The sequence below is a fragment of the Pelosinus sp. UFO1 genome (assembly GCF_000725345.1).
GTDB lineage: Bacteria > Bacillota > Negativicutes > DSM-13327 > DSM-13327 > Pelosinus.
Map to the genome: position 1 here is coordinate 1,560,819 of NZ_CP008852.1, position 12,549 is coordinate 1,573,367.

Below are 12,549 nucleotides of genomic sequence, written 5' to 3' on the forward strand. Positions count from 1 at the left end.
AAAAAATATATGAAGGAGGAAAAAATATGAAGTTCCCCAGAGGCAAAGGATTCGATCTTGCATGTGGCGTCGTCGTAACGGTAGTTCTTGATACAGTAGTTCATGATAATCTCGTAACTTTGACCGGAACATTCCTGGGTGAAATAGAAGAAAAGCATCATCACAGGAGATGTGATGATTGTCATGAATTTATTTTGATTCAATTAACATGTCCTTTTTGTGAGAGGGGTGGACCTGAAATTCCCGAAGGCACGTTTGTGTCAATAAATATAGAGCAAATTCTATTTGTTATTCCTGGCAAGAAGTGCCACGATGACAAATGCTGCGACAAGTGCCATGATAAAAAACATGATAAGAATCATATCATCAATATTAGCTGCGACCGCGATGATGATAAGTGCGATGACAAAGAGTAATATACCTAACTTCAGAAACCCTGGTTTCCTGGGTTTCGTTTTTTTCTTCTGGCCCTCAAGAGTGTTGGCTTATATATATGCTGATAAACTTGTAACAATGTATTATTATGTTACATAGAATATAGCATGATAGGAAATAACGGAGCAAGACACTAACCGCGGCCAGGGCCATGTTCATGAGGTTAAAGGGAGCACATTCATCGCAGAGCAAGAGGAAGAACCACATAATCATCGCTTTGCTGGGATAACAAGTGAAGTGATACCATATGGAGATAGTCATGTACACGAAATATTGATATCTACAGATTTCTTTGCGGATCACCATCATGAAGTAGGGATTCAGACTGGTCCTGCGATCGCAGTAAGTTCAAATAAACATGTCCATTTCGTATATGGAAAAACTACTGTGGAGGATGACCACTTTCACAAATATGTATTTGTTACTCAAATTCAAGACCCTCTCGTATGGGATGACTAGCTCTATGCAAAACGAGTTGGATTCAGATAAAGAATGTAAGACATCCTAATGGATGGCTAAATAGTGCTAATTGGAGTTCAGTATTGCCAGGTGGCGATACTGAACTCTAATTTTTGTGGTGATAAAATAAATAGCTCGTCACTCAAGAGAACATTAAATTAAAAAAGTCAGTGGCAAAATTCCACTTTTATCATAAGCTAAAGTAATTGTAAATCTTAATATTTCATCTATAAAAGGAGGTATTCAAATGGGTTGTGGTTGTAGTTGTGGACATAGGAGGAATCGTTGGTCTCTGATTATCGCAATTATTATCCTACTATTTATACTTTTTGGAGACGAAAATTCCTCGACCTGCTTCTAATTTTAATAACACCATTTGTTGCTTGCCACTGTTACATAGTCAATGACTAGTCCGCCTTTACAGAGAACAAACTATTTAGTGAAACGGGAGGGGGACGATCTGCTGTCTTTTTGATTTCATATTGCAAAGATAAACAATGAAACGATCATCAACTGTATACCTTAAACCACTAATTTTTTCCTGGATGTATATTCGAATTATGACTCTGTTAATGAGTCGATTGTTTGGTTTTGTATTGGATGCGCAGGATGAAAGTATTTGTATGGCGGCATAACCGGAAAGCCATATTTAGTCTTTGACATCAGTAAACTCGCTAATTATCTACCTTAGAGGGATAATTAGCGAGTTTTTTATTTATAAAAATTGCTCCTAGCTACCAACTTAATTCATTTGAGGAAAAACCTAGTCAGACTGTAAGTATGCGATTGAAAAGAAATATTTTAACATAACGTTAACAACCCATTAACATTTAATACCAAATTTAGTGTAATAATGAATGCAAGGGGATCAGCCTGTCTAGAACAAAATATTTTGGAGGTGTAATTTTTGTATAATCCTAAAATATCTGTTTTGTACCTGTCACGGTTTTCTCGCTTGTTGGTGGCGCTAGTTGTAGTAGCATCCCTGATGTCTAGTATGACAATATCATATGCTGCTTACAGCGGGCCAGAAGTGTCAAACATCAGCATGATGCCTATTGATCGGGCGAAGTTTCTTGTTGGTCAAAAGTTCGATTTCGAAATTGAAGTTAAAAACGACACTCCCGCTAGTGCCATCGAAGTTATGGTAAATGGTTTAGCAGCCGAAGTTTTCTTTGGTAAACAAGCAGTTATAAAGTTTGATAAAATGAGTACATACCGGATTAATGAAGTTGCTTTTCCACAAGCTGGTAAAGTAGCTGTGGCGGTAACTGTAAAAAGTGAAAAAGGTATAGAGAAACGTACGATAAACTATGAAGTTTCCGGTGAGAAGATAAAAAAACCTGCAAAAAATGTTATCCTCATTATCGGAGATGGAATGAGCCTGCAGGCAAGACAAATGGCTCGCATTCTTTCCAAAGGTATTACTGAAGGTAAATATAACGATCTTCTTGAAATGGATAAGATGTCAAATCTAGCTTTAATAACTACTTCTGGTAATGACTCGCTGGTAACCGACTCAGCCAACAGTGCTTCAGCCTATGCTACTGGTCAAAAAGGTGCCGTAAATGCTATGGGCGTGTATGCCGACAGTACCAAAGACCCCTTTGATGATCCAAAAGTAGAAAATATTATTGAGTTAGCAAAACGCACACGTGGTATGGCGACTGGTATTGTCTCTACAGCCAATATAACTGACGCAACTCCGGCAGCTATGTTAGCACATACCCGTAAACGAAGCGAACAAAATTTTATTGCGCAAGAAATGCTTAATCCTCTGCATCGCCCTGATGTGATTTTAGGCGGCGGATCGCGGCACTTTTTGCCTAAGAGTGTGCCCGGATCCAAACGCACTGATGATCGCAATCTGGTAGAAGAGTTTAAAAAACTGGGGTATCCTATTGCAACTACCAAGACCGAACTAAAACAATCTGGTACACCAGATAAACTGCTTGGTCTTTTCCAGCTTGATAACATGGACGTATATATTGACCGAGAGGTAACAAAAAATCCAGCTGTTCTCGGCAAATTTACTGATCAGCCTACCCTTATGGATATGACTAAAACGGCCATTGACGTATTAAGTAAAAATAAGAACGGTTTTTTCCTTATGGTAGAAGGTGCCTGCATTGACAAACAGCTTCATACTATGGACTGGCAGCGGGCTACGTATGATACTATTGAAATGGATAAAGCGGTAGGCATTGCAAAAGAATTTGCTAAAAAGAACGATGATACCCTGGTTATTGTCGTAGCTGACCACGCCCATGGGGCCAGCATTACTGGCACTTATCATGAACTCGACGGTAAAACTGGTCGGGAAGGTGTTCGCACTTATGCTGATGCTGGATGGCCCACTTTTGTCGATGCTGATGGCGATGGTTTTCCTGACGATCCCAATCCAAGTGTAACATTAGCAGTTCAATTTGCTAATCATCCGGATTATTATGAAAACTATAAATTCCAGGAAGTACCTACCTCGCCGGCTATTATGGCTGACGGCAAGGCGATTGCAAATCCAAAACGAGCTCCCCAGGGTGGGGATTTAAAAGTAGGTAATACTCCTACCTCTGATCCATCTGAAGTCCATTCTGCTGATGATGTACCCCTAACCGCTGAAGGTCCTGGTGCCGATTACTTTAAAGGTGTTATGGATAATACGGAAGTGTTCCACGGTATTGTGCGGGCATTGGGTCTAGACGGTCGTAAAAACGAAAAGTAACCGCAAATCAATATATAACCCGGAGGCAAGATATGGTGAGATTAACCAGAAGCATAAGCAGAGCAATTTTTCTTGCTATGATGCTCGCCTGGTTGCCGTTAAGCTGGACGGGGCAAGACGGGACGATTCCTTACGATGGATCGTCCCTGTTCTTCACCCGTGCACAGGCGGCTCCGGCGTGGCTACCATGGCTGGGTGAACAGGCTACACACCTTGAATTTAATGAATTTTATAGTGGTGCTTCGGCGCTAGGCCTGGAACTATCAGCAAAACTGGAAAGTCTGAAAGGAAAAAAGGTGCAAATAAGCGGTTTTATGGCACCGCCCCTTAAGCCAACGCTAAGTTTTTTTGTTTTAACCAAAGTGCCTATGTCCATTTGTCCTTTCTGTTCAACGGATGCAGACTGGCCGAATGATATTGTGTTGATAAAACTTTCAAAGCCAGTCACTGCATTACCTTTTGATCGACCAATTACTGTGACAGGCGATTTAGAAGTGGGGTATCAGATGGATGAAGAAACTGGTTTTATCAGTTTGGTGCGTATCGTTGCCGATAGTGTCGAAGAGGCTAATTAATTAGTGGAGATGATAGGATGTTAGAAGTAAACCAAGTCAGGAAGGAGTACCGTGATGTTTTACAGACAGTAACGGCTGTTGCTGTTGATAGCCTTATCATCAAGGATGGTGAGCAGGTGGCATTAGTTGGTCCAAGCGGTTCCGGAAAAACCACTCTATTACATCTCATCTCAGGACTATTAACTCCGACCACTGGGTGGATAAAATTTGACGATATTACGATTTCAGACATGGCGGAAACTTGGCGTGATATTTGGCGAGCTAAGGCTATTGGCTACGTTTTTCAGCGACTAAATCTTCTTGCCAGTTTGAACATTTTGGATAATTTGTTAGTCGCTATGAGTTTTGCAAATACCATTCCCCAAAAAGAGCAGCGGCAATGGGCCAGTCAGCTATTGGCGCAGGTGAATTTATCCGATAAGTTGGGTAAATTTCCACACCAACTTAGTATGGGTGAGCAACAGCGGGTGGCTGTCGCTAGAGCAGTAATTAATAAACCCAGGCTTATTCTGGCTGATGAGCCAACTGCCAGTTTGGATCAAGAGAATGCTTTACTGGTACTTACTATGCTGCGACAGTTCGCGAAAGATTCAAATAGTATTTTACTCGTATCTACTCACGATAGACAAATCATAAGTCAGTTTGAACAAATTTGTGTCTTAAGGAAACCAGAAAAGGAGCTGATGGGAAGTGCGACTTGTGATAGCTTGGCGTAATTTGCTGGCGAAGCCGGTTCAAAGCGGTTTGACTGTACTTATTGTAGCCGCTACCATCGCCATGCTGGCATTGGTGACCTTGTTATCCGCTGGTACTCATAACGGCTTGGTTAGAGCTACAGAGCCTTTTGACCTAATCGTCGGGGCCAAAGGCAGTCCAAATCAACTGGTTTTAAATACCGTTTTTCTACAAGACGCACCGATCGGTAACGTGAGTCATGAGATATATGAGGAACTAGCAGCTAACCCACTGGTAGCTTCAGCAATTCCATTAGCCTTTGGTGATAATTACAAGGGATATGCCATAGTTGGTAGTGGGAATGGAATATTTGAGCACCAACCTAAAGTCGGTCAGGAAGAATGGCTACAACTGAAGGAAGGACGTCCGTTTACCCAGTCCTTTGAGGCTGTTGTAGGAGCTAAAGCTGCTCAAAAATTAGGGCTAAAGCTGGGTGATGAATTTAAGTCGGCCCATGGTTTTATACCAGGAGGTCATGTACATGACAATTCCTATCATGTTGTGGGTATACTACAGGCGGTGAATGGTCCTTATGACCAAGCTATTTTAGTTCCTATTGAAAGTATCTGGTCAGCCCATGAAAAACATGAGCATGAGGCTGAGATAGAAGTGACTGAAGAAAGCCATGAGCATGATGTTACTGCCATTCTGGTAAAGCCCAAAGGATATGGCGAAGCTATGCGCCTGTATCAGCAGTTTCAAGGGAATCAAAGGGCGCAGATTGTATTCCCCTCCCAAGTTATTGTTCAGTTGTTTGCTATATTAGGGCAAGGTGAGCACATGATTAAGACTGTGGCATATATCATCATTGTGATGGGATTAGTGATTATGGCGCTGTCTGTGTATTGGTCGGCTTTAAGCCGAGTTCGCGACCGGGCCATTTTACGTGCATTAGGAGCTAGTGCTCGCGATATTTTTACTATTATCGTGGCGGAGAGCGCCTTCCTTACGATCCTGGGCGTCACCATTGGTATCTTAACTGGCCATGGAATCTATTCATTACTGGTAAGAGCTATGGAAAGTAAAACAGCTATTGTGCTAACATCCGCTTTTACCCTTGATGAAGTATGTATTATAATTGGCGGTACTCTGTTTGGTATGCTGGCGGGACTAATTCCGGCAGTGCTTACATACCGTACAGAAGTTGCTAAATTTTTATGATATGTACTGGAACGCAGTTGGTTTAATATTAGACTATTTTATACAAAACTAAAAAGCTAACGGATAACTCCATTAGCTTTGAAAAGAGCCCGTAATGATCTACGCTACAGCCAATACCGATCATTACATACCTATACGCAATCTTTCGACTACCCACAAGCATTACACAACCGATACTGACCTTTGCTCGACTGCCACAGATACCTACCGAACCGGTCGCAATCTCTCGACAACGGCCGACCCCTATATCTTCAGTACCCATGACAGTCTTAGCTCGACCGTTATACATCCCTTTTGACCACACGACAACAGTTGGGCTGCCGTACAGCCTTACAAGACATATAACGATCTGCCCGCCGACTACTGCCGAACCTCTCGACCCGACAATAATCTTTGGCCGACCAATACCGAACCATATTAAGATCCGGCACCAGTCTTGGCTCAACCATTACGAACCCTCTACAATAAATAGTACGGCTTATAAAAGAAAACGAATACCTGGAAATGATCACCTTAAAAAAGACAATCAGGACTTCGCTGAAGTACTGACTGTCTTTTTTAGCTCTAAGTTTAACTAGAATGGATTTTGTTTGGTACAGGTTACATTATGCTTATTTTCAGTAATCGATTCTTTTCCACTGATCTAACTGTTCTTTCGTTTTTGCTGAAAAAATGATGTATTTTATAATCAGAAAATTGTGATAAATTAATCACAAAGTTCATTTTTTACGATAGTTATAGATGTTTTTGGGATTGTTCAATAGAAAGGGTTTAGATATAATTTGAGTAAATAAAGCTTGAATGGAGGTAATCTAATGAGAAAACTTATGTCTTTGGTATTCATTTTACTTCTTTCCTGTCTACTTCTTGTTGGTTGCGGCGGTGGCAATTCGAAAGCAACTACGGAAAAACCTGCGGCAGAAAAAACAGATAAACTTGTTGTTTATTGTCCCCATCCATTAACGTTTATCAATCCATTAGTAAGTGAGTTTGAAAAACAAAGCGGCATAAAAGTAGAAGTTGTGGCGGCTGGTAGTGGTGAATTATTAAAACGGGTAGAATCGGAAAAAGCAAATCCGTTAGGTGATATTTTCTGGGGTGGATCCCTTGGTACAATGAAACCGAAAGCAAATTTATTTGAGAAATATACTTCCGCTAATGAAGATAAGGTACAACAGGCATTTAAGAATACAGAAGGTACTTTAACTCGGTTTACGGATATTCCAAGTGTGATTATGGTCAATACAAATTTAATTGGCGATATAAAGGTTGAAGGTTATGAGGACTTACTAAATCCGAAATTGAAAGGGAAAATTGCATTTTGTGATCCAGCGAAATCATCTTCATCTTATGAACATTTAATTAATATGCTCTATGCGATGGGGAAAGGTGACCCTGAAAAAGGCTGGGATTATGTAAAAGCACTTTGTGCAAATCTAAATGGTAAATTACTTAGTGGCTCTTCGGCTGTTTATAAAGGAGTGGCTGATGGTGAATATGCTGTGGGTTGTACCTTTGAAGAAGGCGGCGCACAATATGTTGCCGATGGTGCTCCAGTAAAGCTGGTTTATATGAAAGAAGGCGTTATTTCTAAACCAGATGGTGTTTACATCATAAAAAATGCTAAAAACATGGAAAATGCAAAGAAATTTATTGATTTTATTACAAGTAAAGATGCGCAGACCATTATCGTACAACAGTTACATAGACGTTCGGTCCGTACTGATGTTGAACCTCCAAAAGGCTTAATTGAAAAAGCTAAAATCAATATTATAAATGATGATGAAAAAGTTGTTGTAGCAAATCAAAGACAATGGCTGGATAAATTCAAAGACATATTTACCAGCGTTAACTGATCGTTTCATTATTTAATACAGCCCACGCAATTTATTTGTTGTGGGCTGTAATTATACAAGATTGTTAGAAGTTTGAACGGAGGTTTACATATGAGTGTCGCAATTCACATCGACCATGTAATCAAAAGATATGACCAAATAACGATTATCCCCGATTTATCAGCACATATTAAAAATGGTGAGTTCTTCACTTTACTGGGTCCATCGGGTTGTGGTAAGACGACTTTACTGAGAATGATTGCAGGTTTTAATAGTATTGAAGGAGGAAAAATTAAGTTTGATGATTTGCTGATCAACGATATTCCAACACACAAGCGTAATATCGGAATGGTATTTCAAAGTTATGCAATATTTCCTCATTTAACTGTACGAGAAAATGTAGAATATGGTTTGAAGTTACGCGGATTAGAAAAGGAAAAAATGAAAAAGAAAGTTGATGATATTTTAAAGGTAGTAAAAATAGAAGAATATCAAGACCGCTTACCTGAACGACTTTCTGGAGGGCAACAACAGCGTGTTGCATTAGCAAGAGCAATAGTGATTCATCCAAGTGTACTCTTAATGGATGAGCCCCTTTCCAATTTAGATGCAAAGCTTCGAGTGGAAATGCGGAGTGCAATTCGAGATGTGCAAAACCAAGTGGGAATTACCACTGTTTATGTAACCCATGATCAGGAGGAAGCATTAGCTATTTCAGATAGAATCGCAGTTATGCAAACCGGTGTAATCCAGCAAATTGGGAAACCCCAATCAATTTATACAAGGCCTTATAATGTATTTGTATCTACATTTATCGGTCATTCTAATTTATTTATAGGCAAAATAAAAGTGGATGCAATTAAAACATTTGTTGTATTTGGAGACGGTTATCAAATACAAATGGATAACCTAGGTTCGGTAGAAGCTGGGCAAGATGTTATTATTTCTGTTAGGCCAGAAGAATTTTCTGTACAGGAAGATGGCATACAATGTAATATTAGTTCTCGAGTATTTCTTGGAAAATACGTAAATTATACGCTTACGTTTCCTCCTGAAATGCTACTTCCCAATCAACCATCAATTGAATTTTCGCAAGATTTAGGGCATGCGGAAAGGATCTTTGAGGTTGGTGATAGCGTTACTCTTCGCCCGAATAAAGCAAAAATTAATGTTTTTACAGCAGATCAAACTATGAATTTAATTGAGGATGTGAAGCAGTATGAATAAAAAACTGCTTAGATGGGATTTTTGGACATCAGTAACGATTTTATCTGTTGTTGTATTTGCACTATTTTTAATTTATCCTTTATTCTCTTTGTTTATTAGTAGTTTTCAAGATCCAGCTACAGGGTCTTTTACAATGGAGAATTTCGCTAAATTTTTCAGAAAAAAATATTACTATCAGTCATTGATCAACAGTATGTGGGTTACTACTTGTGTTACCATACTTTCAATTATAATTGGAATGACACTTGCCTATTTTATGACGGCGTTCAAGGTGAAAGGCAAGGGGCTAGTTGAAGTATTTGTGATTATTTCCATGTTGTCACCACCCTTTATAGGTGCTTATTCTTGGGTGCTATTAGGTGGGCGAAGCGGAATACTTACTCAGTTTTTCTCCGAATTATTTCAAATGGAATGGCCATCTATTTATGGGTTTAGTGGTATACTCTTGGTACTTACATTAAAACTTTACCCTTTTATTTATTTGTATGTTTCAGGTGCGCTAAAAAAGATTGATGCATCCCTAATCGAAGCGGCAGAAAGCCTAGGATGCAGTGGCATAAAAAAAATAGCAACCGTGATTATGCCACTGTTGTTACCCACAATGCTTGCTGGTGCATTGATGGTTTTCATGAACGCATTAGCCGATTTTGGTACACCAATGCTTATTGGTGAGGGATTTAATGTTATGCCTGTTATGATTTATTCTGAGTTTATTAATGAAGTAGGCGGACAGGCCAATTTTGCTGCAGCCATGGCAACATTAATGGTTATTCTTACTTCAATAATTTTCTTATTACAAAAATACGTTGTCAATCGAAAATCTTTTACAATGAGCTCTCTTAGACCTATGCAGGCGAAACAATTGCCAGGATTAAAAAATATTGTTATGCATATAGGTATTTATTTATTAGTGTTTGTATCGATGATTCCACAATTTACTGTCATGTATACGTCCTTTTTAAAAACAAACGGGCAAATTTTTGTGCCAGGTTTTTCTTTGAATAGTTATGTTACCGTTTTTAAGAACTTGACTTTAGCAATTACCAATACTTATGTTTATTCCTTTATTGCAATTTTGATCATTGTCATACTAGGCATGCTTGTAGCTTATATTACGACACGGAGAAAAAGCTGGCTTACAGATATTATTGATACACTGACCATGTTTCCCTATATTATTCCTGGGTCAGTGCTTGGGATAACCTTGCTCCTGGCGTTTAATGAAGATCCGTTGATCTTATCTGGTACAGCAATGATTATTATTGTTTCTTTAGTAATTCGGCGTTTACCATATACCTTGCGTTCAAGCTCAGCAATTTTGTATCAAATCAGCCCCAGTGTTGAAGAGGCATCGATTAGTCTTGGTGCGTCACCGTTGCGGACTTTCTTTAAAATAACGGCGGTAATGATGATACCGGGTGTATTATCGGGAGCGATTCTGAGCTGGATTACTTGTATTAATGAATTGAGTTCATCGGTAATTTTGTACACCGGTGGAACAAAAACAATGTCAGTTGCCATTTATACAGAAGTAATTCGTGCAAGCTATGGTACTGCGGCGGCACTCTCTACAATATTGACGTTGACGACCGTTTTTGCATTGCTTTTATTTTTTAAGGTTTCCGGCAGTAAGGATATTAGTTTATAATGGAGTAACAAACACTGTCATTACAGTAGTTAGCAAAATCGGGGTGAGAATATGAGTGTAAAGGTTAACCATTTAAAGGATGAGCTACGGAGAACTTTTACCCTGTATGCACTTATCCCGACTTTTATTATTTCTATTTTTATTTTTGTACTTGGCTTTGCTTATTGGAATATCAACGTACTTGAACGCAATCAAAGTAGGCTCAATGCTGCTTGCGAAATGATGAGTACGCTTATTTCCGGTTATATGGAAAAAGCCAACGACATTGCAGCATTATGCGATATCAATGAATTGCGTGATAATAAAAGTGCAAGGGTAAAAATGTATGAGAAATTTTATCAATCTACTAATAACATAGGTGTACATACCGACTTTTATCTTTTTGATGAGGGGATGAATCGGTTAATATCGAATCAAAAACAGGATCCGGAATTTGCCGAGCTTGCAAGAAGTGCAAATTGGGGGATTATAGGGCAAATCCAAAGAAGGCCGTCAGTTCCAATTTTTACTTTTGTTCGTTCTATTACTAGCTTCGGTCCGCAAATGGATCTCGTTATTGGCAAAGCAATACTCGAAAAAGGTAAAATCACTGGTTATGTTCTCTTTGTTGTGCCGGCAGCACAACTAGTAAGCGCGGTGGCAAACCCCTACGTCCATATTATTGTAAAAGACGGTTATGATTATATGCCAATTTGTACAGATGAGTTTTTTTATACTGCAATGAATAAAATGAAAATAGAGTTTAAAAATGCGGATGGTTATTTTTCACTAGCAGATAGGAAGTATTATATTAGCAGAAGAGAAATTCTAAATGGTGAGTTAACAGTATTTTCATTGACTTCTGTTGGTGGTATCATCAATCAATTGACTAATGCATTGATTATTCTTATTGGCGTATTATTCATATTATCGCTGTCTATCGTAATCAGTGTAAAAAAGCAAGCCGAGGAAAAGACAAAAATGATCGATCAACTTGTCGAGGCATTTTCAGCTGTGAAAGATGGTAATCTTGATATGCGTCTAACTATTAATACGAATAACGAGTTTCAAATTATTGGTGAAGCTTATAATATGATGCTTTCCAGCTTAAAAGAGCTCATGCAAACGAACCATGAAAAGGCCAGGGCAACGGTTATTTCCGAGATTAAACAGCTTGAGTCCCAATTTAATCCTCACTTTTTATTTAATACCTTAGAAAACGTGAAATTCATGATTAAATTGGATCCTGTTGCAGCCAATAAAATGATTGTATCCTTATCTAATTTGCTGCGCTACAGCATCAATAATAATAGCAGTGAAGTTACAATCAAAGAGGATATGGAATATACGCAAAATTATCTCGATATTCAGAAATATCGATTTGGTCAGCGTCTAAATTATATTCTTGATATACCAGAAGAAATTAATAATTGTATTGTTCCTAAGCTAATTATTCAACCCATTATTGAAAATGCTGTAAAATATGGCTTTCGTGCCTGCCAGCATATGCTTGTAGAAATTAAAATTAGCATTACCCTGAATCAGCTTGCAATTATTATTGCTAACAATGGTACGGAAATTGATGAGCAATCTCTTTATGAAATTCGCGAAATGCTATCATCTACGTCAAATTGCTCACAACATACAGGACTTTATAATGTCAATCGACGGATTCAGTTGATGTATGGTGAGTCTTATGGATTGGAAATTATGAGTACGCGTCATGAAGGGACTACCGTAAAAATTATTTTGCCAATTCATAAGAAACAGTAA

Annotated in this window: 11 protein-coding genes; 10 read left to right on the forward strand and 1 reads right to left on the reverse strand. The window is 38.8% G+C overall.

From position 1 onward, the window contains the following. Positions 1–26 precede the first annotated feature (26 nt). The 6 genes from UFO1_RS07030 (at position 27) to UFO1_RS07055 (ending at position 6,087) form a co-directional block, all read left to right on the forward strand. Positions 27–416 carry a hypothetical protein gene (locus UFO1_RS07030; RefSeq protein WP_071841991.1) on the forward strand — a complete coding sequence of 130 codons (390 nt, stop codon included), beginning with the start codon at positions 27–29 and terminating at the stop codon, positions 414–416. A gap of 136 nt (positions 417–552) precedes the next feature. Beyond that, positions 553–894 carry a YmaF family protein gene (locus UFO1_RS07035; RefSeq protein ID WP_038669627.1) on the forward strand — a complete coding sequence of 114 codons (342 nt, stop codon included), beginning with the start codon at positions 553–555 and terminating at the stop codon, positions 892–894. A gap of 907 nt (positions 895–1,801) precedes the next feature. Continuing rightward, a complete protein-coding gene (locus UFO1_RS07040) occupies positions 1,802–3,616 on the forward strand; it encodes an alkaline phosphatase (RefSeq protein WP_038669628.1) in 1,815 nt (604 codons plus the stop codon). A 32-nt stretch (positions 3,617–3,648) separates the two neighbouring features. Beyond that, positions 3,649–4,191 carry a hypothetical protein gene (locus UFO1_RS07045; protein ID WP_038669630.1) on the forward strand — a complete coding sequence of 181 codons (543 nt, stop codon included), beginning with the start codon at positions 3,649–3,651 and terminating at the stop codon, positions 4,189–4,191. A gap of 17 nt (positions 4,192–4,208) precedes the next feature. After that, positions 4,209–4,907, forward strand: a complete 699-nt coding sequence (locus tag UFO1_RS07050) for an ABC transporter ATP-binding protein (RefSeq protein ID WP_236639350.1) — start codon at positions 4,209–4,211, stop codon at positions 4,905–4,907. After that, the gene (locus UFO1_RS07055; RefSeq protein ID WP_038669635.1) at positions 4,882–6,087 is read left to right on the forward strand and encodes an ABC transporter permease; all 1,206 of its coding nucleotides are present in this window, start codon (positions 4,882–4,884) and stop codon (positions 6,085–6,087) included. Before UFO1_RS07050 ends, UFO1_RS07055 begins: the two co-directional genes overlap by 26 nt. A gap of 28 nt (positions 6,088–6,115) precedes the next feature. Here UFO1_RS07055 and UFO1_RS07060 read toward each other — a convergent pair whose 3' ends face one another. Then, positions 6,116–6,532 carry a hypothetical protein gene (locus UFO1_RS07060; protein ID WP_236639351.1) on the reverse strand — a complete coding sequence of 139 codons (417 nt, stop codon included), beginning with the start codon at positions 6,530–6,532 and terminating at the stop codon, positions 6,116–6,118. A gap of 370 nt (positions 6,533–6,902) precedes the next feature. Between UFO1_RS07060 and UFO1_RS07065 the strand changes: the two genes are divergently transcribed. From UFO1_RS07065 to UFO1_RS07080, 4 genes are all read left to right on the forward strand, one after another. Further along, positions 6,903–7,943 carry an ABC transporter substrate-binding protein gene (locus tag UFO1_RS07065; protein WP_038669637.1) on the forward strand — a complete coding sequence of 347 codons (1,041 nt, stop codon included), beginning with the start codon at positions 6,903–6,905 and terminating at the stop codon, positions 7,941–7,943. A 90-nt stretch (positions 7,944–8,033) separates the two neighbouring features. Beyond that, positions 8,034–9,149 carry an ABC transporter ATP-binding protein gene (locus UFO1_RS07070; RefSeq protein ID WP_038669639.1) on the forward strand — a complete coding sequence of 372 codons (1,116 nt, stop codon included), beginning with the start codon at positions 8,034–8,036 and terminating at the stop codon, positions 9,147–9,149. Further along, positions 9,142–10,797 carry an iron ABC transporter permease gene (locus UFO1_RS07075; protein ID WP_038669640.1) on the forward strand — a complete coding sequence of 552 codons (1,656 nt, stop codon included), beginning with the start codon at positions 9,142–9,144 and terminating at the stop codon, positions 10,795–10,797. The genes UFO1_RS07070 and UFO1_RS07075 overlap by 8 nt, the downstream gene beginning before the upstream one ends. Positions 10,798–10,848: 51 nt before the next feature. Then, positions 10,849–12,549, forward strand: a complete 1,701-nt coding sequence (locus tag UFO1_RS07080) for a sensor histidine kinase (protein WP_038669642.1) — start codon at positions 10,849–10,851, stop codon at positions 12,547–12,549.